The 24,145-nt window shown below is 68.8% G+C and carries 22 protein-coding genes; 7 read left to right on the forward strand and 15 right to left on the reverse strand.

What is annotated here, in order from left to right:
* The first annotated feature begins 51 nt into the window (after positions 1-51).
* Genes OHA18_RS38595 through crcB (OHA18_RS38605) form a run of 3 tightly spaced genes read left to right on the forward strand, consistent with a single transcriptional unit; the run spans position 52 to position 1,277 of the window.
* Positions 52-375, forward strand: a complete 324-nt coding sequence (locus OHA18_RS38595; protein ID WP_329000339.1) for a hypothetical protein — start codon at positions 52-54, stop codon at positions 373-375.
* Positions 376-426: 51 nt separating this feature from the next.
* A complete protein-coding gene (gene crcB, locus OHA18_RS38600; protein ID WP_329000340.1) occupies positions 427-909 on the forward strand; it encodes a fluoride efflux transporter CrcB in 483 nt (160 codons plus the stop codon).
* Entirely contained in the window at positions 906-1,277 is a 372-nt protein-coding gene (crcB, locus tag OHA18_RS38605; RefSeq protein ID WP_329000341.1) for a fluoride efflux transporter CrcB, read from the forward strand. The genes crcB (OHA18_RS38600) and crcB (OHA18_RS38605) overlap by 4 nt, the downstream gene beginning before the upstream one ends.
* Here crcB (OHA18_RS38605) and OHA18_RS38610 read toward each other — a convergent pair.
* Complete coding sequence (locus OHA18_RS38610) at positions 1,274-1,417, reverse strand: hypothetical protein (RefSeq protein WP_329000342.1); 144 nt, start codon at positions 1,415-1,417, stop codon at positions 1,274-1,276. The two genes, crcB (OHA18_RS38605) and OHA18_RS38610, sit on opposite strands and share 4 nt — an antisense overlap.
* Before the next feature lie 43 nt (positions 1,418-1,460).
* On the opposite strand from OHA18_RS38610, the gene OHA18_RS38615 reads away from it, so the two are divergent.
* Both OHA18_RS38615 and OHA18_RS38620 read left to right on the forward strand, forming a co-directional pair.
* Positions 1,461-2,801, forward strand: coding sequence for an ADP-ribosylglycohydrolase family protein (locus OHA18_RS38615; protein ID WP_329000343.1), 1,341 nt, complete (start codon positions 1,461-1,463; stop codon positions 2,799-2,801).
* Positions 2,802-2,889: 88 nt separating this feature from the next.
* Entirely contained in the window at positions 2,890-4,092 is a 1,203-nt protein-coding gene (locus OHA18_RS38620; protein ID WP_329000344.1) for an MFS transporter, read from the forward strand.
* Here the strand turns inward: OHA18_RS38620 and hpnH are convergent.
* From hpnH to hpnC, 7 genes are read right to left on the reverse strand one after another with little or no spacing between them, the layout of a single operon-like run.
* Positions 4,089-5,084 carry an adenosyl-hopene transferase HpnH gene (gene hpnH, locus OHA18_RS38625; protein ID WP_329006202.1) on the reverse strand — a complete coding sequence of 332 codons (996 nt, stop codon included), beginning with the start codon at positions 5,082-5,084 and terminating at the stop codon, positions 4,089-4,091. The genes OHA18_RS38620 and hpnH overlap by 4 nt on opposite strands.
* Before the next feature lie 2 nt (positions 5,085-5,086).
* Entirely contained in the window at positions 5,087-6,547 is a 1,461-nt protein-coding gene (gene ispH / locus OHA18_RS38630) for a 4-hydroxy-3-methylbut-2-enyl diphosphate reductase (protein ID WP_329000345.1), read from the reverse strand.
* The gene (gene shc / locus OHA18_RS38635) at positions 6,544-8,457 is read right to left on the reverse strand and encodes a squalene--hopene cyclase (protein ID WP_329000346.1); all 1,914 of its coding nucleotides are present in this window, start codon (positions 8,455-8,457) and stop codon (positions 6,544-6,546) included. The genes ispH and shc overlap by 4 nt, the downstream gene beginning before the upstream one ends.
* Positions 8,454-9,494 (reverse strand): polyprenyl synthetase family protein, encoded by a 1,041-nt coding sequence (locus OHA18_RS38640; RefSeq protein ID WP_329000347.1) that lies wholly within the window; start codon positions 9,492-9,494, stop codon positions 8,454-8,456. The genes shc and OHA18_RS38640 overlap by 4 nt, the downstream gene beginning before the upstream one ends.
* Positions 9,491-10,840 carry a hydroxysqualene dehydroxylase HpnE gene (hpnE, locus tag OHA18_RS38645; RefSeq protein ID WP_329000348.1) on the reverse strand — a complete coding sequence of 450 codons (1,350 nt, stop codon included), beginning with the start codon at positions 10,838-10,840 and terminating at the stop codon, positions 9,491-9,493. The genes OHA18_RS38640 and hpnE overlap by 4 nt, the downstream gene beginning before the upstream one ends.
* Complete coding sequence (locus OHA18_RS38650; protein WP_329000349.1) at positions 10,837-11,709, reverse strand: squalene/phytoene synthase family protein; 873 nt, start codon at positions 11,707-11,709, stop codon at positions 10,837-10,839. Before OHA18_RS38650 ends, hpnE begins: the two co-directional genes overlap by 4 nt.
* Entirely contained in the window at positions 11,706-12,554 is an 849-nt protein-coding gene (gene hpnC / locus OHA18_RS38655) for a squalene synthase HpnC (RefSeq protein ID WP_329000350.1), read from the reverse strand. The genes OHA18_RS38650 and hpnC overlap by 4 nt, the downstream gene beginning before the upstream one ends.
* 117 nt (positions 12,555-12,671) lie before the next feature.
* Here hpnC and OHA18_RS38660 point away from each other — a divergent pair, with 117 nt between their 5' ends.
* Positions 12,672-13,862 (forward strand): PucR family transcriptional regulator, encoded by a 1,191-nt coding sequence (locus OHA18_RS38660; protein ID WP_329000351.1) that lies wholly within the window; start codon positions 12,672-12,674, stop codon positions 13,860-13,862.
* Here the strand turns inward: OHA18_RS38660 and OHA18_RS38665 are convergent.
* The 4 genes from OHA18_RS38665 to OHA18_RS38680 are packed head-to-tail and all read right to left on the reverse strand — an operon-like array spanning position 13,818 to position 18,909.
* Positions 13,818-15,095, reverse strand: a complete 1,278-nt coding sequence (locus tag OHA18_RS38665) for a wax ester/triacylglycerol synthase domain-containing protein (RefSeq protein ID WP_329000352.1) — start codon at positions 15,093-15,095, stop codon at positions 13,818-13,820. The two genes, OHA18_RS38660 and OHA18_RS38665, sit on opposite strands and share 45 nt — an antisense overlap.
* The gene (locus OHA18_RS38670) at positions 15,092-15,862 is read right to left on the reverse strand and encodes an SDR family NAD(P)-dependent oxidoreductase (protein WP_329000353.1); all 771 of its coding nucleotides are present in this window, start codon (positions 15,860-15,862) and stop codon (positions 15,092-15,094) included. The genes OHA18_RS38665 and OHA18_RS38670 overlap by 4 nt, the downstream gene beginning before the upstream one ends.
* A 36-nt stretch (positions 15,863-15,898) precedes the next feature.
* Positions 15,899-18,568, reverse strand: a complete 2,670-nt coding sequence (locus OHA18_RS38675) for an AfsR/SARP family transcriptional regulator (protein WP_329000354.1) — start codon at positions 18,566-18,568, stop codon at positions 15,899-15,901.
* 56 nt (positions 18,569-18,624) lie between these two features.
* Positions 18,625-18,909, reverse strand: coding sequence for a hypothetical protein (locus OHA18_RS38680; protein ID WP_329000355.1), 285 nt, complete (start codon positions 18,907-18,909; stop codon positions 18,625-18,627).
* 224 nt (positions 18,910-19,133) lie between these two features.
* Here OHA18_RS38680 and OHA18_RS38685 point away from each other — a divergent pair, with 224 nt between their 5' ends.
* Positions 19,134-19,937, forward strand: a complete 804-nt coding sequence (locus tag OHA18_RS38685) for an NPP1 family protein (RefSeq protein WP_329000356.1) — start codon at positions 19,134-19,136, stop codon at positions 19,935-19,937.
* 18 nt (positions 19,938-19,955) lie between these two features.
* Here the strand turns inward: OHA18_RS38685 and OHA18_RS38690 are convergent, their stop codons facing one another.
* From OHA18_RS38690 to OHA18_RS38700, 3 genes are all read right to left on the reverse strand, one after another.
* A complete protein-coding gene (locus OHA18_RS38690; RefSeq protein ID WP_329000357.1) occupies positions 19,956-20,552 on the reverse strand; it encodes a TetR/AcrR family transcriptional regulator in 597 nt (198 codons plus the stop codon).
* A gap of 10 nt (positions 20,553-20,562) precedes the next feature.
* Entirely contained in the window at positions 20,563-21,498 is a 936-nt protein-coding gene (locus OHA18_RS38695; protein ID WP_329000358.1) for a GTP-binding protein LepA, read from the reverse strand.
* Between the two features lie 159 nt (positions 21,499-21,657).
* The gene (locus OHA18_RS38700; protein ID WP_329000359.1) at positions 21,658-24,138 is read right to left on the reverse strand and encodes a X2-like carbohydrate binding domain-containing protein; all 2,481 of its coding nucleotides are present in this window, start codon (positions 24,136-24,138) and stop codon (positions 21,658-21,660) included.
* Between the last annotated feature and the right edge of the window lie 7 nt (positions 24,139-24,145).

The raw sequence follows: 24,145 nt of genomic DNA on the forward strand, positions 1-24,145 counted from the left end.
GAACTGTTCCGGAACCGCTACGAGCTCGTTGCCCTGAGCATCCATCAGACGTTGGACACCAAGCTCCTCGCGTCGGCGCGGGACGCGACGAGCTTCAAGCATGAGAACGAGCGAGCGCTCCCCGGCCGGTACACGGTGACGCTCGACTCGGGCGTCAAGACCGACCTGGCGGTGACGACCCGCGCCGGCGTCGGCGCGTTCACCTCCCGAGCGACCAGGCTCGCCGCGATCGGGCTGTTCCCGCAGCCCCAGGGCCGGGTGGAGCTGCTCGTCGGCAGTCCCCTGTTCCCGAGGGGCTATGATGGCGCGAGTTTGACCGGCGGTGGGGCTCGCCGGACCGAACCGTCGCTCCGGCGGCCAACAGTCCCTACCTAGGAACCTCTCGGCGCGCCGCCGGGAGGTCAAGTCCTGGTAGGAGGCCTGTCTGTGGAGCACCACCCCCTGAACCCGCTGCCCAAGGGGCCGGTCGACTCTGATGTCGACCTGCGGATCGACGGCCGGCAGCGGCGGACCCGCGACTCGGTGCTCCTGACAGTCATCGCGGTCGGAGGTGCGATCGGCGCCACGGCTCGGTACCTCGTGGGGCTCGCTTGGCCGACGGCGCCGGACGGGTTCCCGGTGAGCACGCTGCTGATCAACGTCGTCGGTTGCGGGCTGATCGGGATCCTGATGGTCCTGGTCACCGACGTGCTGACCCAGCAGCGACTCGTGCGCCCGTTTCTCGGCACCGGTGTGCTCGGCGGGTTCACGACGTTCTCGACGTACGCCGTCGACATCCACCAACTCGTCACCAGCCGGCATGCAGGAACCGCGCTCGTCTATCTCGTCGCGACCGTCGTGGGTGCGCTGCTCGCGGTCTGGGCCACCGTGACTGCGACCCGCGCATTGATCACCTGGAGGACCCGATGATCAGGCTGCTGCTGGTGATCGCCGGCGGGATGATCGGGGCGCCGCTGCGGTACGTCGCCGACCGCGCCGTACAGCGGCGGCACGACTCGCTGTTCCCGTGGGGGACGTTCAGCGTCAACGTGACCGGATCGCTGATCCTGGGTTTCCTCGCCGGGGCCGCAACCGGTCTGCCGCAGGACGTCCACGTATTCGTCGGCACGGGGTTCTGCGGCGCGCTGACGACGTACTCCACGTTCTCCTACGAGACCATCCGGCTGTTCGAGGACCGGGCTCGTTTCCTCGCTGTCGCCAACGTCACCGCCAGCATCGTCGCCGGCCTCGGCAGCGTCTTCCTCGGCGCCGCCATCAGCCAGGCAATCTGGCCCTAACGATCACGGACGGTCGACGTGCCCTCGCGAGCCGACGTGCGGCCCCGCAAGCGGAGCCCGTCCACGAAGAGCACTTCGAAACCGGTCCGCACGTCGCGATGTGTCCAGGAGGCGGCCGGGGGCATCGGGCTCAGCTGCATGCTGAGACCCTAGCCAGACTGGCGGACATTACGAGGAGGCGCTGTGGAGCTGCGGCCCGAGTACTCGAGTGAACACTACGACGCGATGCAGCCGGTGAACCTGCTGCACGACGAGGTGCGGCAGCGGCGCGAGACGGGGTACGACGTCGATGCGCTGGTGCACGAGGCCAACCAGACGGATCCGGCGGACCGGGCCGCGGTGCTCGACCTGGTCGATCGAATGTCTCTGGCGGCCCGGGCGCCCGGCTGGAAGTACGTCGAACCGGACGAACTCGAAGACATCCAGGAGTCGCTCGGCGCGCTCCCCGAGGCGTCCGCCATACCGGCGGCCGATCTCGCCGACAAGATTCATGCCGCGTGGCTCGGGCGGATCGCCGGATGCAACGTGGGCAAGCCGCTCGAGTCCGGTGACTACTGGACGTCCGACCGGATTCGCGACTACCTGGTACTCGCGGACGCGTACCCGCTGCGGGACTACGTGCCGGTGCTGGATCCGATGCCGGACGGCTTCCAGTTGACGTCGTGCTGGCCGGAGACCACGCGCGGCAACGTGAAGGGTTCGGCGCGCGACGACGACATCGACTACGCGATCCTGGCGCTGCATCTGCTGGAGACGCACGGCAGTCGGCTGCGGACGGAGGACGTCGGTACGGCGTGGATCCGGCTGTTCCCGGTCGGGCAGGTGTTCACAGCGGAGCGGGCGGCGTACGTGAATCTCGTCGACGGGTTCACGGTTCCCGAGGTGGCGCGGAGGCGCAATCCGTACCGGGAATGGATCGGCGCACAGATCCGTGGCGACGTGTTCGGCTACGTGCACGCCGGTGATCCGTGGGCGGCCGCGCGGCTCTCGTACCAGGACGCCGCGTTGTCGCACGTCGGGAACGGGATCTACGGCGAGATGTGGGCGGCGGCGCTGGTCGCGGCCGCGTTCACCGCGTCCTCACCGCGCGAGTTGGTCGAGCGGGCGTTGGCCGTCGTACCGCCGCAGTCGCGGCTCGCGGAGGCGATCCGGGACGTTCTCGGGCTCGAGGCGTCGGGAAACACCTGGGAGAGCGCTCTTGGAGCGATCCAGGAGCGGTACGGGCACTACTCGTGGGTGCACACGATCAACAACGCGGCGATCGTCGCGGCCGCGTTGCTCTGGTCGGAGGGTGACTACCTCACCGGAGTCGGCCGGGTGGTGATGAGCGGCTGGGACACCGACTCGAACGGCGCGACCGTCGGCTCGGTCCTCGGCATCCTCACCGGCACCCGGGACCTGCCCGACCACCTGATCGCGCCACTCGAGAACCGCACCCGATCGGCGCTCTTCGGCTTCGACAACTCCGTGATCTCCGATCTCGCCGATCGAACCGTCCGGCTGGCCGTCGACGGTCTCGACTGAGCCGACGTGCTCGAGGGCTGACACGGCTGAGCACGATCGCGCAGTTGCGCCTATCGTTCGTGGCAGGCGCTTTCCGTTGGAGGGGTGGATGCTGGACCGGTCGGAGTCGGCGCTGGGCCTTGTGCTCCGGTCGCGGTTCTATCGTTCGGCGTTCCTCTCCCTGCTGATCGCCGGGGTCGGGCTGTCGGCGGCCACGCCGCAGCTGACGCTCTTCCTGGTCCGCGACCTCGGTACGCCGCTGCCGGTCGCCGGGCTGTACTACGTCACCAACGTGGCTTCGCCGATCGCCGGGTTCGTCGTCGGCCGCTGGTCGGACCGGAGCCACGACCGGCTGCTGTGGTTCCGGATCTGCTCGCTGGTCGGGGCGTTCGGCTGGGTCCTGATGGCGTCGGCGAACGCGGTGTGGATGCCGTTCGTGATCAGCACCTTCGCACTGAGCGTCGCGGGCGGCTCGATGGCGCAACTGTTCGCCGCCTGCCGCGACGAGCTGAGCCGCCATCCGACCCGGGCCGAAAACCGCGTCATCGCGACCATCCGGATGGCGTTCACGACGGGCTGGATTCTCGGGCCGGTGTTCGGCAGCTGGTTCGGCGGCGTCTTCGGGCTGCGGCCGTTGCTGCTCGCGACCGCGGTCTGCGTATTCGCCGCGGTCATCCCCCTCGGTAGCCAGCGGGTCGAGCGGTACGAGGCGCCCGCGAGCGCCGTACCCCTTGCCCGTGCCGGGCGTGGGCGGATCGATCACATGATGCCCTTGCTGGTGTTCACCGCGGTGTGCGTGCTGGCGATGACCGGTGACACCATCAAGTTCGGCTACCTGCCGATCTACATGGCCGAGCAGCTCCACGTCTCCGACTCGGTCCGTGGTCTCGTGATCGGCATCCAGCCGCTGCTCGAGTTGCTGCTGCTTCCGGTCGTGGCCCGCCTCGCCGATCGCTTCGGCCCGATGCGAGCGATGACGGCGGGCGCCGTACTCGGCCTGGCCGGCAACCTCGCCTACGCCCTCAGTACGTCGGTCGCCGGACTCTTCCTCGGCCAGGTGCTGAACGCCGGTCTCTGGGCGTGCGTCGGCGCGCTCGGAGTCTCGATCGCGCAGCACCTCTACCCCGAAGGCGCCGGCACCGCGTCCGGGGTCTTCCTCGGTGCCATCCCGCTCGGTTCGGCGATCGGCGGCGCGATCGGCGGCATCGGCGTGGCGGCGATCGGCCTCCCCCACGTCTTCTTCATCCCCGCCGGTCTCACCGCCCTCGCCATCGCCTCCTTCGTCGTTCTCAGCGTCCGCGAAACCCGCTAGCTGACCGCCGCGCGGATGGATTCGCGGAGGGAGCCGAGGGTGGCGACCACGGCGGTCGGTTCGTAGCCGCAGTGCGCCATACAGTTCGCGCAACGCGGGTCCTTGCCGCGGCCGTAGCTGCTCCAGTCGGTTTCGTCCAGGAGCTCCTGGTACGTCGCGACGTAGCCGTCATCCATCAGGTAGCACGGCCGTTGCCAGCCCTTCAGCGAGTACAGCGGGATCGCCCACGCCGTACAGCTGAAGTCGACCTTGCCTTCGAGGAAGTCCAGGAACAGCGGCGAGTGGTTCAGCCGCCACTTCTTCCGCCGCCCGTCGCTGAACGCCTTGCGGAACAGCTGCCGGGTCTCCTCCGGGCCGAGCCAGTGCTCCTGGTCCGGCGCCTTCTCGTACGCGAACCCGGGCGAGATCTGCATGTTGTCCACACCCAGGTCGTCGTTCAGGTAGTCGAGTACGTCGATGACGTCCTGCGGGCTGTCGGTGTCGAAGAACGTGGTGTTGGTCATCACCTTGAAGCCTGCCGCCTGCGCCTGCTTGATCGCGTCCACGGCCTGGTCGAACACACCGTCCTTGCAGACCGACTGGTCGTGCCGCTCGCGCAGCCCGTCGATGTGCACCATCCAGGCGAAGTTCTTGTGCGGCGTGAACTTGTGCAGGTGTTTGGGCAGCAGGACGGCGTTCGTGCACAGGAACACGATCTTGCCCCGGGCAAGCAACTGCCCGACGATCTCGTCGATCTCCTTGTGCATCAGCGGTTCGCCGCCGGCGATCGACACCATCGGCGCGCCGCACTCCTCGACCGCGGCGACGGCCTGCTCGACCGGCATGCGTTTCTTCAGCCAGTCGTGGGTCTGCTGGATCTTGCCACAGCCCGCACACTTCAGGTTGCACGCGTACAGCGGTTCGAGCTCGAGCAGGATCGGGAACTTCTCCCGCCGACGGAGCTTCTGCTTCATCAGGTATCCGCCCAGGCGGATGGACTGCCGCAACGGCATGCTCACGGCTGACTCACCTCTTTCGGTAGCGCGAAGCGGACGTCCTCGGTCAGCGTCCCGTTCTCGGTGACGGTCACCGGTCCCAGCCCGGACAGGCAGCGGACCAGCTCGTCGACAAGCGCCGGCGGGGCCGACGCGCCTGCGGTGATGCCGATCCGCCTGGCACCGGCCAGACGGTCCAGCTCGAGTTCGCCGGCGTCGTCGACGAGTACTGCGGGAGTGCCTGCGGCCTCGGCGACATCGGCCAGCCGCCGGGAGTTGGAGGAATTCTGCGAACCGAGCACGACGACGAGATCGGACTGCGCGGCGATCGCGCGGACGCCGGCTTGGCGGTTGCTGGTCGCGTAGCAGATGTCGTCGCGGCGGGGTCCGGTCAGCGCGGGGAAGCGTCGTCGCAGTACGGCTGCTGTCTCGGCGGCTTCCTCGACGGCGAGGGTGGTTTGCATGGCGTAGCCGACCTTCGACGGGTCGGGTAGCTGCACTGTTTCGGCTTCGGCGGGGTCGGCGACGACGATCACGTGATCGGGGGCCTCGCCGATCGTGCCGATCACCTCCTCGTGGTCGGGGTGGCCGATGAGTACGACGGTCATGTCGCGGGCGGCGTACCGGCGTACCTCGTGATGCACCTTGGCGACGAGCGGGCAGGTGGCATCGATGACCTTGAGGTGACGGTCGGCGGCTTGCCGTCGTACTGCGGGCGCGACGCCGTGAGCCGCCAGGACGACGAGGCTGCCTTCGGGGACGGTCTCGAGCTCTTCGACGAAGACGGCGCCGCGGTGTTCGAGATCTTGGACGACGTGCCGATTGTGGACGATCTGACGGCGTACATAGACCGGTGCGCCGAAACGCTCCAGCGCCCGCTCGACCGTCTCGATGGCACGCTCGACGCCCGCACAGAACGACCGCGGGGTAGCCAGCAACAGATCCCGCTCACCAGTGGCCGCCGCCCAGGCGTCGATCGCAGGTGCCGTCCGTCGGAGCATCGCGAGCGCCTTGACCCCACGAGCAGGCATTCCAACCCGCTTCAGCGGGCGCCCCGGCGTATCAACCACGACCCGAACCACCACGGTCTGCCCGTCGTCCCCCGCCAGCAGAGCCGACTCGGTATCAACCCCGATCGCACCAGCCGCCGCCAACCCCGCCCGCTCCTCCACCGAGTCGACGACATGATCGGCAGTCACAACCGGCCCCACATGCACAGTCAACCCAAGCCGCCGCAACTCCCCCGCCATCAGCTCAGCCGCAGGACTTGGCACGCCCCGCCCTCCGTCGCGGATCTCACTCGCCACGATCACGTCGCCCGGGACGATGTCGTTGGTGAGAGCGCCGGCGACTCCGGCGATGAGGGCTGCGCCGCGGACTCGTGTGCCGCGTGAGCGGCCGGTGCGGACAACTGGTGTTGTGAGTTTGTCGCGGAGGGCTAACCACTCGGCGACGAGCGGGGTGTAGACGACGGCTGTCATCGGTTTCTCCCGAGATAGCGGCCCAGCGCCCAGATCGGGAAGACCAAGCGGTACAGGTGATAGCCGATGTAGAAGTCGCCCGGGAAGCCCGTCCCGGTGTAGCGGTGCTCGTCCCACCCGCCATCGGACCGCTGGGTGTCCACGAGATACCCGATCCCCCGTCGTACGGCGTCACCCCGCTCATCCGCGGCAAGCAGCGTCAGCAACGCCCACGCGGTCTGCGACGGCGTCGAGTCACCACGCCCGATCCACGACGGATCGACGTACGAGCGCAGGTCCTCGCCCCACCCGCCGTCCGGGTTCTGATGCTCCTCCACCCACCGCACTGCCCGTCGCACCACGGGATCGTCGACAGAGATGCCAACGGCAACCAACGCCGGTACGACGGCGCCTGTGCCGTACACGTGGTTCGTCCCCCACCGCCCGAACCACGAGCCGTCCTTCTCCTGCGAATCCAGCAACCACCGCACCCCGCGCCGGCACTCCGCGGAATCGGCACGACCCTCCGCCGCCAGCATCTCCACAACATGCGCGGTCACATCGGCCGACGGCGGATCGATCACCGCACCGAAATCGCAGAACGGCAGCTTCAACGGCGTCGTGTCCGTGTTGTCCGCATCGAACGCACCCCAACCGCCATCGGCCGACTGCATCCCGGTCGTCCACTCCACCGCGTCGTCCAACGCCTTCCGCAACCGCTTGGGTTCGGGATGATCCACCCGCCGCAGCGCCAGCACGATCTCCGCAGTGTCGTCCGTATCCGGATAGCCGTCGTTCGCGAACTCGAAGGCCCACCCGCCGCTCACCAGCCCAGGCCGCCGCACCTGCCAGTCACCCGGCGCATCGATCTGCTCCGCCAGCAACCAATCCGTTGCCCTGAGCACCGTCTTGTCGTCCGGCTCGACACCCGCATCGAGCAATGCCCCAACGGCCAGCCCGGTATCCCACACCGGCGACTGACAAGCCTCCAACCACCGCGCCGGCCCCTCGGCAGTCTCCGCATGCACCGTGAACCCCTCGAGCCCACGCAGCCCAGCCGCCATCACCGGGTGATCGATGGCATACCCCATCAAATCCAGCGCGATCAGCGAGTACACCCACGGCGGCTGGATGCCGCCCCACCCGCCATCGGCCTCCTGCCGAGCCACGATCCACTCCGCCGCCCGCCGCATCGCCAGCCGCCGCAATCCCTTCGACGGACCGCGCGGCCCCCACCGCGAGTACGCGTTCAGTACGACGTCCAGCCGCCGGAACGCCCCTTCGAGCGTCCACGACGCCGCGCGCTCCGCCACCGCCGTACCGGCACGCAGAACGTCGATCGTGAACCCGGCCGGACGCACCGGGCGATGCGCGCTCACGATCGTCAACGGCACGATCGTCTGCCGCGCCCAGCACGCCCAGTTGTACACGTTCAACGGCGCCCAGCTGGGTAGGAAGATCAGCTCCGGCGGCAGGTCGGGACAGTCGTCCCACTCCCACAGGCCGAACAGCGCGAGCCAGATGTGCGTGAACACCCGCGCCTTCTCCACCCCGCCCGCCGTACGGATGAACGACGCCGCCTTCACGAGGTGCGGCGCGGCCGGATCATCACCCGCCATCCGCAACGCGACCCACGACTCCACCGTCGTCGACAGGTCACCCGGTCCGCCCGGGAACGTCGCCCACGTACCGTCCTCGCGTTGCTGCGAGCGGATCCATCTCGCCGTCTCCGCATCCGTCTGCGCCGTCGCGACGCCGAGGAAGTGCCGCAGCATCAGGTCCTCGGCGTCCATCGTCACGTTGGTTGCCAGGTCCCCCTTCCACCAGCCGTCGTCGTGCTGCAACGAGCGCAGGTACGTCACCGCCGCGTCCAGGCATTCCTCGACGCGTACGTCGGCCCGCTCCTGGTCGGCCACCCGCTCCGCCGTCACAGCTGCCGCTCCGCGATGAACTGGGCCAACTGATCGAGCTGATCCCGGTTGCCCGACTCGATGCCCGCGGCATCAAGCGCCCTCCCGGCCTTGCGAACGCGCTCCTCCGCTTCCGCCAACGCCCACTCGCGACCGCCCGCGCTCTCCACGAGTACGGCGGCCCGTCTGACGTCGTCCTCGGTCGCAGTACCCGTTTCCGCGAACCAGGCGGCGAGTTCGCGGCCGGGGGCACCGCCGTACTCGAGCGACCACACGACGGGCAGCGTCTTCTTGTGCGCCCGCAGGTCGGAGAACACGGGCTTGCCGGTCTTCTCCGGTGCTCCCCAGATGCCGAGCAGGTCGTCGACGATCTGGAATGCCAGACCGAGCTCCCAGCCGTACGTGCGGAACGCTGCGCAGGTCGTCGCATCGCCGCCGGCCAGGATCGCCCCGAGCTGTGCCGACGCCCCGAGCAACGATCCGGTCTTGCCGGCAGCCATGTCCAGGCACTCGGGCAGACTCACGGAATCACGCCGTTCGAACGCGACGTCGAGCACCTGCCCGCGGATCAGTTCGCGGGTGGCGACGGCGAGTGCATGGCCGGCGTGGACGGCGTACGGCGAGTTGCACTCGGCAAGTACTTCGTCCGCGAGACAGGCGAGCGCATCGCCGACCAGGACCGCGGTCGCGTCGCCCCAGATCGCCCAGACGGTACGACGGTGCCGGCGTTGCGTGTCGCGGTCCATGAGGTCGTCGTGGATGAGCGAGAAGTTGTGGATCAGCTCGACCGCCACGCCGCCTGGCACCGCCGGCTCGGGCGAACCGCAGACCGCCTCGGCGACGAGCAGCGTCAGCCCCGGCCGGATCGCCTTGCCGGAGTTCGCTCCGGTCGGACGACCTTCGTCGTCACACCAGCCGAAGTGGTACGTCGCAACCAGCCGGCTGTGTTCGTCGAGCCGATCCAGGGCGTGCCGCAGCGGCGGATCGACCAGCTCGCGTCCACGCGCCAACAGGTCCAGCACGTCAGTTGCTGATGGCATCCTCTCGACAGCCGTCACGAGACCACATCCTCTACAGATGAGGCTGCAGAGGCGGTCGGCATCCGCAGGACGGAGGCCGCGGCGGACTCACCGCTGCGGACGGCGCCTTCCATGGTGGCGGGCCAGCCGGTGGCGGTCCACGCCCCGGCCAGGTGCAGGCCGGGGCGAGTGGTGGTCGCGCCGGGGCGGAAGCGGCCGGTGCCTGGAGCCGGCCGGAAGGTGGCATGTCGCTCTCGGGTCACGAAGAACTCCTTCACACGCGCGTCGGCGGCCGCGGGAAGCAGCCGCCGGAGGGCAGGCACCAGCACGTCGCGCAGATCCGCCACCGGGGTGTCGATCAGCTCATCGGCCGCCGACAACGACACCGCGATGTACTGCTCACTCCCACTCTGCCCGCTCTGAACCGTGCGATCGAAGACCCACTGGAGCGGGCTGTCGACCGCGGCAACGAACGGCTCGTCGAGCACTACGCGGTCGAACACCACGTGTGCGTTGACGATCGGGGAGCTGCCGAGTGCCTCCGCCCACCCGGCCGGCAAGTCCACCGCGTCATCCGGTAGCAGTGCCGCGGCCTCGGTCGGCGGCACCGCAAGTACGACGTCGTCGTACCTCTCTCCCTCGATCGCCCATCCACCGTCCACCGGATCCAGCGCCCGAACCCGAGCCCGCAGCCGAACGGCGACTCCAGCAGCCGTCAGCGCACGTGCTGCGGCTTCACCATGCAACTGCTGCAACGGCACCAACGACCACCCGATGTCCGCAGCATCACTTCTCTCGAGCAAACCGACTTGGAACACGGTCGCCGCCACCGCAAGAGACGCGTCGTCAGCACGCGCGTTCAGCGTGGCGATCCCGATCAACTCCCACAGCGCCTCCACCGCTCGCGCGTCCTGCCCATGCGCCGCCAACCAACCCCCGAACGACTGCGCATCCGTCTCCGCAGCAGTCCGATCCACGCGTCCCATCGCCAACGCACCCCGCACCGCAGCAACCCGCTCCCCCACACCGAGCCAGCGGTACGACGCCAACGCCGGCCCGAGATGCAACGGCGCCGGCATCGCGTTCCGCCGGATCCGTCCCACCCCGCCGCGCTGTCCGCTCCGCACCGGTACGTCGAGCCGCCGCTGCAGATGTATTTGGTCCCGCACTCCGAGCCGATCGAGCAGCCCGAGGTACGACGTACAGCACCGAAGGAACACGTGCTGCCCGTTGTCGATCCACCGCCCGTCCCGCTCGAACGAATGGGTCAGCCCACCCAACTTCGGCCGCCCCTCCAGCAGCACCACCGCGCAGCCGGCGTCAGCCAACTGCAGCGCGGCGGTGATCCCGGCAAGACCACCTCCGACGACAGCCACTCTCCTCATGAGCGAGCACCCGCCAGCGAGGCAATCGCGACCTGCGCCTTCTCCCCCGCGGACAACGACAAGCGCTGGTCGTAGACGAGCACCGGATTGGCCCCGATCCGGCGGAGCAGGTGGTGGTAGATCCCCGACATCGCCCGGCAGGACGCGCCACTGCGCCAGTCCAGGTACGGCAGGAGACGCCAGCCGAGCGAGTACCAGTCCTGCGCGCGGCCGGCGGCGTACCGGATGTAGCCGGCCAACCGGCCCTGGGGATCGTCGAGGTTGCCGTGCTCGTCGAGCTCGATCCGGACGCCGAAGCGTTCCAGCTCGTCGGCCGGCAGGTAGATCCGGTCGTTGGTCAGGTCCTCGCGGATGTCGCGGAGGATGTTCGTCTGCTGCAAGGCGATCCCGAGCTGGTCGGCGTACAGCGCGAGCGTCTCGAAGTCCGCGTCGGTTGTCGTCGGCCCGAAGATCGACAGGCACAGCCGACCCACCGAACCCGCGACGCGGCGGCAGTACACGACCAGCTCGTCGAAGTCGCCGATGCGGACGTCGGACAGGTCGGTCTCGACACCTGCGACCAGCTCCTCGAACGCGCCGAGCGGTACCGGGTACCGGCGCGCGGCATCGGCGACGGCGACGTACACCGGTTCATCGATGTCTCCGAGCCGACCGAGATCCTTGCGGACCCCGGCGAGCGCGGTGCGCTTCTTCTCCAACGGCAGGTCGCCGTCACCGATGTCGTCGATCCGCCGCGCCAGTGCATACACGGCCGAGAGCGCGTTGCGCTTCGGCGGCGGCAGCAGCCGGATGCCGTAGTAGAAGTTGCGCGCCTCGGTCCGGGTGATCTCCAGGCAGGCGGCGTACGCCTCGGCAACCGTCGGCGTCATCGAGCAACCACTCTCACCAGTAGCCGGACCGTATCGAGCTTCGAAGGTCGCGCCTGCCGCGCCAGCACATCGCCACCGGTACGACGCAACGCGCGGACCGTCGCCTGACCGCCCGCGACGAACCCGGCCACCGAAACCCGTGCCCAGCCGTGCAATCGGCGCACGATCGCCGAACCGTCATCGAGCATCTTCGCGGCCCTCGCAGTCTCGAAATTCATCAACTCGCGCAGCTCCGGTGCCGCCTGGAGATCATCGAGAGCGGTCTCCGCGACGCCGTACGTCGTCAGGTCCTCCTGCGGCAGGTAGATCCGCCCGGCCCGGCGGTCCTCGGCTACGTCCTGCCAGTGCTCGACCAGCTGCAGCGCCGTACACACCAGATCGGAGAGCCGCTCGGTCTCGGGATCGTGGACGTCGAAGACGCCGAGCACCATGCGGCCGACCGGATCGGCGGAGAGCCGGCAGTAGCCGATCAGGTCCTCGAAAGTCTTGTAATGCTTGACTGTCTGGTCCTGCAGGTTGGCCTGGATCAGGCGGTGGAAGGGATCCGCAGTCAGCTCGTGCTGCCGGACGATCGGGCGCAGGCGACGCAGTACCGGATGGTCCGGCTCGCCGTCGGCCCAGATGCGGTCGAGGTCGATCGCGAACGCTCGCAGCGCCGCCGTACGGTCGCCGGTGTAGCTGTCGCCGAGCTCGTCGACGGTGCGCGCGTAGCCGTAGACAGCGTGCAGCGACTCCCGGTGGGCGGCGGGCAGGAACCTCAACGCGACCGGGAAGTTCTCGGTGTGCTCCCTTCTGCCCAGTTGTTGCCGATCCGAAGCGACGTTCTGCAGTCCGTCTGGATGCACACTTCCATGATGGGAAGCGGTTTCATGCCAACTCTGCCCCGCTGACGAACATTCGCGGAGCCTAAATTTGTCACGGCGTTACAGTTGCCTCGCTGGGTTCCCTAGAGGAGTCGCTCCATGACCATCGCCACCTTCGACCGGGCTCGGCTCGAAGACGCTCTGATCGACGGCCTGCCTGATCTGGTGGCCGAAGTACGGGACCGGCTGGCCGAGCACTGGCCGGACTACGCTGCCTTCCTCGACACCGATCGGGACGCGGTCGTCAAGCCCGCCGAGCTGTTCGTGCACCGGCTGCTGGACATGTCGATCGCGAACCTGACCAGCCCGGAGCAGACCACGCTCGACCGCGCCGACGAGACGGTACGCCGGGTGTTCGAGGAGATCGGCCGGCGCCAACTCCAAGAGGGCAACGACCTCACCCGGCTGCTCACCGCGTTCCAGCTCGGCGCCCGGGTCGCGTGGCGGCATGTCGCCGCGACCGCGCTCCGGTTGGAGTTCGCGCCCGACAACCTCGCCGCCCTCGCCGACTCGGTGTTTGTGTTCGTCAACCAACTGTCCTTCTCCGCGGCCAACGGCTATCTGCAGGAGCAGATCGACGACGCGATGGCTCGCGAACGACGACGCGAGGACCTCGCCAACCTCCTGCTCTCCGGCCGCGCCGGCACCGAGGCGATCCGGACCGCCGCCCAGCAGGCCGCCTGGCGGATTCCCGCGACCGCCGCGGTCGTCATCTACAGCGACGGCGAGCAGGAGCACGCCGGGACGCTGGTGGCCCGGCTCGAGCCGGGCGCACTGCCGATCCGCCGCAACGCTGTTGTCGTCGGCGCGATCATTCCGGAACCGTCCGGTCCGGGGCGCCGGCTGCAGTTGAGCCGCGAGCTCGCCGGCATGGGCGCAGTGGTCGGGAACTCAGTAGCGCTGGCCCAGCTCCCGCGCAGCCTGGAGATCGCCCGGATCGCGGTGCGGCTGCGGAACACCGGCGTACTCACCGACGACCCGGTGTTCGCCGACGAGCACCTCGATGCGCTGATCGTCTGGCGGGACGAGGCGCTGGTCGCCGCGTTGCGCGACGAGATGCTCGCGCCGCTCGACGGCGAGACCGACGCTGCCCGCGAGCGTCTCGCGGAGACCTTGGCCAGCTGGCTGCGCCACTTCGGCGACCGCCAGGCGATCGCCCACGAGCTGAGCATCCACCCACAAACGGTCCGCTACCGGATGGCGCGGCTCAGAGCCCTGTACGGCGATCGTCTGGACGACCCCGAATCACGCGCGCGCCTCTTCCTCGCCCTCGAGTGGCCCGGTCCCTGAGCCCAACCGCGCCAGCGACTGGTTGAGCTGAGCTGCAAGAGCCGGGCCGTCGATCAGCTGTGGATCGGTCGCCAGCCCGATGCCGAGGACGCCCGTCCAGCTCAACGCACCGACGGCGAGCGGAGTCCCTGGCACCAAGGGCAGGATCGGGTACACCTGGTGGTGCGGGACGCCCGCGAAGTACATCTGGTTCGTCGGGCCCGGCATGTTCGAGACCACTGCGTGCAGGAATCGGTCCCCGTAGACGGCCGGCGCGAACCACCGCACGAACGGCTCCGGCACCAGCCGGAGCCCGGGCGTCATCACGAACCGGGACGCCAACGCCCGGGTCGGCCGGCGCAACCGGCGTTTCGTTCGGGCCGACACCTCGGCCAGCAACTCCTCGAACGGGCGACCGTCGACCGGCACCTCGACCATGATTGCCGCCGTCGCATTCCCTTCGGCCGCGCTGTCCGGCGTCCGCACCATCGTGGTGATGGAGAACCGCAGCTGTCCACCGACCGACCGGGCCATCCCAGGCGCCACCGCGTACAGGCTGTCGGCGAGAAGAGCGATCAACAGGTCGGTGACCCGGACGCCGTGCGCCACCGCGGCCCGCCGTACGACGTCGAGCTCGATGTCGGCGGTGCCGAAGTTGCGGCGCAGCGAGGACGACGGCAGTCGAGTGGCGGTGCCGTCGGTGGCGAGCTGGGCGAGTCCGACGGTCACGGCCGCGGCCCGCGCCAGCCGTCCGGGAGCCTTGCCCGACGGGATGGTGAGAGCCGGAGTGGGCTCGAACATGCTGAACGTCTGCAGGACCGTTCCGATGCCGTCGGCAATCGAATGGTGGACCAGCACCACGAGCCCGTCCGACCCGTCCGGGCCGATGTCGCGGACGATCGCGATCCGCCACATCGGCCGGTCCCTCGGCATCGGCTGCTCGGCCAGCTCGCCGATGTAGCGCAGCAGGCCGGGGTACCCGTCGGTGCACCGGTGCTCGATGACGTGCCACTCCAGATCGACATCGTCGGCCTCGATCCAGCGCGGCCGCCGCCAGCGCGACGGCAGCCCGAGCCGCTGATGCATCCGCGGCAACTGCGCGAATCCGTCGGCGACCAGCTTGCGGACCTCGTCGATCGTCGGCCGCTGGTCGGACGGCTCGAGCACCACGACACCGCCGACATGCTGCGGGGCGCCTGTCCGCTCGATGTGCAGGAAGAACGCGTCCGCCGACGGTACGACGATGCCTCTCACCGTGGCCTCACCTGCTCACCGAACCGGGCCGAGAGACGCCGGTACAGCCCCGGGGCAAGCGCGCGTACGGCGGGTGCGACGCGGAGCCAACCGGGGATCCAGATCTCGGCGCGGTCGTTGGTGATGCCATCAACCAGCGCCCGCGCGACGTCGGTCGCGGGCACCGGGCGCGGACGCTTGCGGTCGTACGGCCGGCCGCGAGCGCTGAAGAAACCGGTGTCGACGACACCCGGGATGGTCAGGCTCACGGTTACACCACTACCACGAATCTCCAGGCGCAGGCTCTCGGCGAACACATCCAGGGCGGCTTTCGTGGCGGCATACACGGCTTCACCGGCAACCGCCGTACGACCGGCGATCGAACCGACCAGCGCGATGTGCCCGCTCCCCCGCTGGACCAGCTCCGGGAGCACGCACCTGACCAGTTGCAGCGGCGCGAGCAGGTCGACCGCAACCAGCTGATCGATCTCGTCGGCCCGCATCTCCGCGAACGGCCCGGACCACCCGAGCCCGGCGTTCGGAACCAGGACGTCGATCCGCCCGTGCACCGCATGCGCGGCCTCCGCGACCTCGGCCGCCACCCCCGGCACCGCGAGATCCCCCAGCACCGGTACGCCGCCAACGCGCTGAGCAACCGTCGCCGTCCGAGCCTCGTCCCGCCCGTGAACGACTACCTGGGCACCCGCCTCGGCGAGCCGCTCCGCAACAGCAGCCCCGATACCCGCCGACGCACCGGTGACCAGCGCAACCTTCCCGTCCAGCCGCATCACGCCTCCTGTTCCTCAGCATGGGGCCAAGAGCAACTACTCGGCCAGATGCGCGATCCGGGCGACGAACGTGTTGGCCCCCGCGTCGCGGAGCAGATTCGCGGCATGCCCAGCGGTTCGGCGGGCCAGTTCCTGGTCCTGCGCGGCCTCGTGGATCAGGGCCAGGATCGAGGTCGCCTCCGCTTCGAGCACGACCGAACGGAGCTCCCGGAACACCGCGAGACTGGCCACGACGTGCTGTTCGGCGCCCTCGAGATCGCCCTGTGCCAGGCAGATCTCGGCCAGGGTGCCGCCGGCCAGCGCACCACCCTGCCGGCTGCCCTCGTTCCGATAGATCCGGACCGCCTCCGCGACGGTTGCCCGGGCGTCGTCCAGCGCGCCCAGGCGGAACTGGCAGTCGCCCAGGTTGTTCAGCGTGTGCGCCCGGCCGATCGGCACATCCTCGAGCTCCAACGCGGTCAGGTACAGCCCCAACGCTTCGGCCTCACAATTCTTCACGTGCGAGACGAGCGCTTCGCCTCGCAGCGCCGACGCTTCGCCGTGGCGGTCGCCGGCCGTCCGGCTGAGTCGTCGCATCTGCACGAACGACGCCCGTGCGCCGGGCAGGTCCTTCGCGTAGACCTGCGCGTAGCCGAGCCGGCCCAGCACCCACGCCTCGCAGTCGGCCCGCTCCTGCTGGTGCGCCAGCCCGGCGGCGAAGGAGAACAAGCTTCGATGGTCCTGCCAACGCCGACGGTGGCCGACGTACGGCCAGGTGACTCCGACGAGCTGCCAGCTCCGATCGCCATGTCCATGCGTCCCGGCCCATCGAACCGCGGCCACCAGGCTGTCCCACTCGGTGTCGAACCAGTCGTAGGCGTCACGCTCGCCCCGCGGCCGATCCGGCTCGACGTCGGGCCCGATCGGGTCGAGGTACTGGGCGGCGTCCCCGGCGTACAGGGCCTCCATTGCGGCCAGCCCCGAGTACAGGTACCAGTCGAGCATCCGCCGCGCTGCCTGCTCGCGGCCATCGACGTCGAGGCCGGCGGCATAGTCGCGCACCAGATCGTGGAACCGGTAGCGGTCGACATCGGTGCGGATCAACAAGCTCGCCTCGGCCAGCTGATCGAGCCCGGCAGCCGTCGTACCGGCATCCGCGCCGAGCAGCGCAGCCGCTACCCCGATCCCGAATTCGTCGCCGGGATGCATTCCCAGCAGGCCGAAGAGCCGCCGCAGTTCGCTGGGCAGAGCGTCGTACGACAGGGTGAACGACTCCCGGACGCCGTGATCGCCGACCGCGCGCGAAAGCCGGTCGAGACGGTCGGCCCGCAGTTGCCCGGCGTACGCCGCAAGCCGGCCGGCCGGCAGCGTACGCGCGCCCGCGGCGGCGATCCGCAACGCCAGCGGCAACCCCGCGCACAACCCGGCCAGCTCATCCGTCGCCTCGCCGTCGACTCCCGGCGCACCGCCGACCGCCCGCCGCAGAAAGGCCTTCGACTCCCTCGCCGACAACGGCTCCAGCACCGTACCGCTCGCCCCGACCGTCACCGCGAGCTCACGAAGCGACCGCCGGCTCGTGACGATCACCGCGCTCCCCGCAGCGTTCGGCAGTACGCCGTGCACGTGGTCCACCGACGGCGCATCGTCGAGGATCAGCAACACCCGCCGCCCGGTCAACGCCTCGCGGAACATCTCCACCCGCGCGTGCGGATCGCTCGGGATCGCATCCGAACCGACGCCACAGAACCCGAGCAGCTCGGCGAGTACGTCGTCGACCGCTCGGTCCCGAACGCGGACCAGCCACTGGCCGTCCGGGAAGAGGTGCTTCGCGGCGTGACCGATTCGGACTGCCAGCGCTGACTTGCCGACGCCGCCGAGACCCGAGAGGACCAGGACCGGGAGGCCGTTGTCGTTGGCGAGCAGGTCGAGGGCCTTGGTCAGTTCGTCGTCGCGGCCGATGAATCCGGTGACCGGCAGCGGCAGCCTGGTCCGCGCCGTCCACGCCCCTGGCCGGTCGCCCGCGAGCAGGACCTGATGCAGCTCGCGGAGCTCCGGCGACGGGTCCGTCCCCAGCTCCTCCGCAAGCACCTGACGCACCCGGTCGTACGCCGCCAACGCTTCCGCCGTACGGCCGGCCTGATGCAAACCCTTCAACAGCAGCAGCCACGCCTGCTCGCGGAGCGGGCTGTCCGCGGTCACCTCGGTCAGCTCCGCGAGCGCCTCGTCGACCCGACCGATCAGCAACCGCGCTTCCGCACGCCGCTCGCGCGCATCCAGCCACTCGTCCCGCAGCCCGCGGCCGAACCGTTCCGCCAACGTCCCCGTCGACGCGCCACGCAGTACGTCGCCGGCGTGCCACCGCAACGCCTCCGACAACAGCTCGACCCGGCGCTCCGGATCCGCGGCCACCGCCTCGGCGACACCGTCGCGAAAGCGCGTCAGATCCAGCTCGTGTCCGGTCAGGATCAGCCGGTAACCACCGAGCTCGTTCCGAAGCTCCACGTTGGTCAGCGATCGGCGCAGCCGCGAGATGGCCGCCTGCATCGCGGCCCGCGGGTTCGACGGCAGTTCCTCGCCCCAGACGTCGTACAGCAGCTGCTCGTCCGCGACGACCTGGTCCGGTCGCAGCAACAGGGCCGCCAGCAGCGTCCGGACCCGCTCTCCGGGGATCGCCACTCCGGCGTCGTCGTCCGACGCCTGAACAGCACCCAGCACTCGAAACCGCACTACGCCATTGTCCGCCGCGACAAGCTCACGCCCCGACGGCCGTCACTCTCCGGCCGTCAGTAGACCCGGACAGCAATGGCTGCGAGCAGGGCCGAGACCAGCCCGCCGTAAAGGATGACGAAGGCAACGAAGACGAGCGCGCGGCCGGCCGGTTCGCTGGTGCGCACCCTCTGCTCGGTCAAGCGATCGAGATCAGTACCCCAGCCGAAGGGCGACCATGATGGCTCACCGTTCGCGCTGCTCGGCGGTGCGTGACCGCCGTACGTCGGCATCGATCCATCGGGCAACGCAGGCGGCGGCTGACGTACCTCTGCCAGCACAGCCTTCTCCTCAAAAGGCACAGCGTTCCTCCCCAGGAACCACCTGCCGTTCGCTCCTCAGCATCCCCAGCCGGCAGGTGTCAGAGCCCACTCTGCACTACTAATACGAGACCGCGCATCCACCAATTCCCGGTGTTCACGGGCCGTCAACCTGTAGCCACGTGACGTATATGCGCCGGTGCACCGGGACTGGCATTGTCGTGTCGTTCCTTTCCGCCCTGAACTAAGTCCTGAAGGAGCACTCGATGCAGGAATCCGCCCCACCGCCCCCTCGCCCGAAGGGTTTGCGCCGCACGCTCGGCGTCCTCCTCGGAACCACCGCCCTGATGGTCACCTCGGCCGCGCTCGCGTTCGCCGAGCCGCCACCGGGCCTCCCGCAGAACGCCGACGGGTACGAGCAGTCGTTCTCACCGGCGTACGACTACGACACGGACGGCTGCTATGCCACCCCCGCCATCGGAGCGGACGGCACCCTCAACCCCGGTCTGAACCCCACCGGCGATGTGAACGGCAACTGCCGCGACCAGTCCGACCTCGACAACTCCCAGACCTACTCCCGCGAGAAGTGCAACAACGGCTGGTGCGCGGTCGTCTACGCCAGCTACTTCGAGAAGGACCAGGCGTTGCCCGGCAGCAGCCTCGGCGGCCACCGGCACGACTGGGAGCACGTCATCTCCTGGATCAACCAGACGTCCAACCAGGTCGAGTACGTGACCACGACGCAGCACTCGAGCCAGGTCACGTACACCCGCTCGCAGGTACTGTTCGAGGGATCGCACCCGAAGGTCGTCTACCACAAGGACGGCGCCAGCACGCACTTCTTCCGCCTTGCCAACACCAACGACGAGCCGCCGGAGAACCACTACCACACCTGGCGGTACCCGCCGCTGGTCGGCTGGAACGGTTATCCGAGCACGTCGCTGCGCGACACCCTGATGAACGCCGACTTCGGCTCGGCCACCATCAAGATCACCGACAAGGACGACCGCTTCCGCAACCTGCTGAACGCGTCGAAGCCGTCCGGGATCCCGTTCGACCCCTGGGCCTGACAGCCTGAACGGGCGCGCTCAGTCGTCCTGGGCGCGCCCGCCAGGTGGTGTGGTGAGCGAGTCGGCGACCAGATCGATCATCGCCTCGTGCCGCTTCGCCGCGGTGTCGGCCTGACCGAGCGCGACCGTGTCGAGGAAGACCCGGCTGACCACCAGCTCCGCCGCCGTCTGCACCCGGTCCCGCTCGGCGACGACATCGTCCGCACCACCCAGTACGTCGGCCACCGTCCCGGTCGCCTCGGCGAACAACTCCGCTGCCCGTTCCGCGATCTCCGGACGCCCCTGCGCCTCCCGGAACACGATGATCCGGGCGGCGCGATCGTGCTCCAGCTCCGCCGCCATCGTCGCCACGATCACCTGCAACCGCCGTCGTACCGTGCGGGCCTGCGCGGCGGACCGCAGTACCTCGCTCGGTGCCGGGCGCTCCTGCACGATCGCGAGCAGCAGGTCGAGCTTGGTCGCGAAGTGGTAGAACACCAGCCCCGACGGTACGCCGGCCTCGTGCGCGATCCGTGCCGTCGAGGTCGCGTCGTACCCGTGCTCGGCGAACAGCCGCTCGGCGGTCTCGATGATGACCTGCCGCTTGGTCTGACGCGCATGCGCGGGAGCAGTCATGCTGTGGCCCTCATGATGGGGTTGGCTCGGCGGCCGGCCAGGTCTCACCTTTCCGCTCGGCGGCGAGTTCGGCGGATCCCCGCAGCGCCTTGAAGACATAGTCCGGCACCCGCAGACCGTGCCGGTGCGCGAACATCAGCTCGTACTCGGCGCGCCCGACCTTCTGCGCGTAGTCCCGCAGCTCGGCCTCGCCGCCCTTGCTGATGTCCAGCGCTTCCATCACATCACCGAACTGGGTCCGCTGCAGCTTGTTGTAAGCCCCGACGACATCGAACGTACGCTTCCGCAACGCGCGGGTCAGCCACCGCTGCCAGCCCGACAGCTGCCCCCACAGCTCGTGCGCGGCCATCTGGTAATAGGCGAAGTGCCCCGGCTCCTGCCGCTTGATCGGCGCGACCACGGTGGCGGCAATGGCGCGCTCGCCGAGCTCGGTCAATCCGGAGTGAAGCTTGTTGTAGGCAAGCACCGCGGACCGCTCGGTCGCCAGACCGGTCAGGTAGTAGAGCATCCGGCTGATGTCCTGCACGCCGGGCATCTTGCCGAGCGCGCCGAGCAGCTTGAGCCTGAAGTCGACGTCGGTCAGGTTCGGCTCGTGCGCCTCGATCCCGGCCAGCTCCTGCATCGTGTCCAGGATCAACCCGTGCCGCGTCTCCTGCGGCATCCACACGTCGGCGTAGAACCGCCGGTCGACCTCGGGCGGGTCCGGCAGCAGGATGTTCAGCTCCAGCACGTTCCGCTCGACCTCGAGCTCGACCCGGGTCATGTAGGCCAGTACGGACCCGAAGCGTTCGGCCAGCAGGCGCGGCCGCTTCATCGTGTAGTCGACGCTCTCGAGCGGAATCGGCGGATGCTCCTCGCCGAGTCGCTCGACGTGGTCGGCCAGCTTGGAGTCCTCCCGGCGCCGGCGGCTGCGCCGGCGCGGGACGGTGATATCGCTCAACGACATAAGGCGGCACCTCGCTCGTTCGACAGGGATGCCAGCTCGATCCCCCACAGGTAAGCCTAACAAAGTAACTGACTGATCAGTCAGTCAGAAGCTGTGACCCCTGCAACAGGACGACGGGCGGTGGTCCCAGAGGACCACCGCCCGCCGTTGCGAGTAAAGCTATTTGGCGATCGTGTAGCGGATCGCGTCGTTGCGCAGTACGTCGCCGTCGACCTTCACGATGCGCAGCGTGTGCTGCGCGTTCTTCAGACCGGTCGCGCTGAACACCTGCTGGTTCGTCACGCGGGCATCACCGTGCAGGTTCACCCGGCGTACCAGCTTGCCGTCGACGAAGACGTCGGCGTTCCCCTGGTCCGGAGCGAGCTGCGTGCTCCACGCGACACCGGTGCCGGTGAAGGTGAAGTTGACCGCCGCGCCGTTCGCCGTGGTGGCGTGGATGTCGTCGCGGTAGTCACCCCGGAAGCGGAAGTCGAGCGGCACGGTGCCGGCCGCCAGCTTCGCGAGGTACGCCACCTTGATCGTCACGACGTTCCCGGCCACGGTGTAGTCGGTGCCCTTGACGAGGTCCTGGCCGGCGTTCGAGATGCCTGCCAGCTCGCCCGGGTCGCGGCCGAGCTGGACGCTGACGTCGGCCGGGGCGCCCTTGTCGAAGGTCGCGGAGTCCGGGTTCAGCAGGCTCTCCTGCCGGATGTTCAGCTTGTCGAGCAGCATGAACTGGCCGGACTTCTTCACCGCGCGGATCGTGTGCGTGCCGTTCGGCAGATCCGAGACGCTGTAGACGACCTGTTGCGGCTTGTTGTGTCCCTGCGCCGGATCGAGGTACGTGCTGACCGTCTGCTTGAACTGACCGTCCACGTAGATGTCGACGTCGCCCTGGCCGGGATCGGTCTCGGTCACGTAGTCGACGCCGGTGCCGACGAAGCTGTACGAGAACGAGTCTCCGTCGGTCTCACTCCAGGCCACGTCGTCCTTGTAATCACCCAGGCCACGACCCGTGCTCTGGTGCCACGAGCCGGTGTAGACGATCTGCGAGTCGTCGTTGTTGACCTCGAGCGTCCGCGAACCAACATCCGCGGTCTTCGCCTGCGACGAGTCCGTGACCGTCACAGTCAGCGGCTCGGACACCGCGGGTACTTCGTAGTTGTTGTTGCGCTGCCACGCGCCGTCGTACCCGACTCGCAGGTCGTCGTCGTTGACGCGGATCGTGGAACCCTTCTGCGGCGTGACCTTCAGCAGCTGGACGCCGTGGATCGGGATGTCCTTCCCGGTGAAGCCGCTCGCGAACTGGCCGAGATCCTTCTTGGCCCACAGGTCCCGCACCTTCGCCGGACCGGTCAGACCGAGGTCGGACCAGTTCACCGTCATGTCGGAGTCGGTCTGGCCGAGGTTGAACAGGGCAACGGTGTAGCTGTTGTCCGCGTTGAGCGAGTACCAGACCTGCTTGTTGGTCTTCGTCGATACCGGCTGCGCCGGCCGGCCGGCCTGGTCGACGGCGATCACCTCGCGGTTCGTCAGCAGCTCCAGACCGTACGAGTCCAGCTTGGTCATGTCGTTGCCGATGTACATCGGCGCCGCGGACACCGCCCACAGCGTTGCCGCCGTACGACGTTCGTCCTTGGTGAGACCGTCCATCTGGCCGTTGCCGACGTCGAGCGAGTCGAGGTCGTTCCAGCCGCCCGGCCCAGCATGGCGCCACCAGTCGGCCAGCCTGGGGAACAACCGGTTGATGTTCTGCCAGGTCGTGTATGCGACCCCGGTGCAGTAGCACTCGACGTCCCAGTCGACCCGCCAGCCGTTCGCGTACTGCTTCCAGGTGTCGGCGTAGTTGATGTCGACCGCCCAGGACAGCTCGAGCCAGATCTTGTGCTTGGCCAGCGCCTGCGACCACGCCTTGACGTCGTCGCGGGCGTCCAGCGACAGGTCGCTGACCCCGGAGCCCGGCGTGACGCTGTCGAACTTCAGGAAGTCCAGACCCCACGATCCGAACAGGTCAGCGATCGAGTCGATGTACTTCTGCCCGCAGGGCTTGGAGAAGTCGATCCGGAAGCCGATCCCCCAGGCGTCCGCCTTCTGCAGCGGCAGGACCGGCAGGTCACCGGTCGTGCACTCCGGGGCGCCGTAGATCGGCAGCTTCGCGTCGATGACGGCCTTGCTGATGCCCGGGATCGTGTACAGACCGATCTTCTGGCCGTTGGCGTGGATGTGGTCGATCACCGCCTGCAGCCCGTTCGGGTACAGCTTCTTGCTCGGCACCGGCCGGCCGTACGCGTCGGTACCGTCGTTCCAGCCGGCGTCGACATTGAGGTAGTTGTACCCGTACGGCTGCAGCTTGGCGTGCATCGCGTCGGACTGCGCGATCAGCTGGGCCGCTGTGATCCAGGTGCCGCCGTTCGGGTTGAAGACCTGGTTGCTGTAGCTGCTCCAGCCCATGTAGGGCTTGAGCGCCTTGTCACCCGCGGGCCCGGACAGCACGTTCGAGCCGAGACTGGCAGCGGTCGGCGTCCGAACCACCGCCTTCGCGACAGTCGGTGGCGCCGGCGCAGCTGAGGACGTGATGCTCGAACCTGCCGGCAGCAGCGCGGCGATCACGAGACCGGCAAGCGCGGCCCGTAACACCCTGCTCCGAACGGATCTGGTCATGGCGGTG

Origin of the sequence: Kribbella sp. NBC_00709 (assembly GCF_036226565.1) — a bacterium.
Lineage (GTDB): Bacteria > Actinomycetota > Actinomycetes > Propionibacteriales > Kribbellaceae > Kribbella.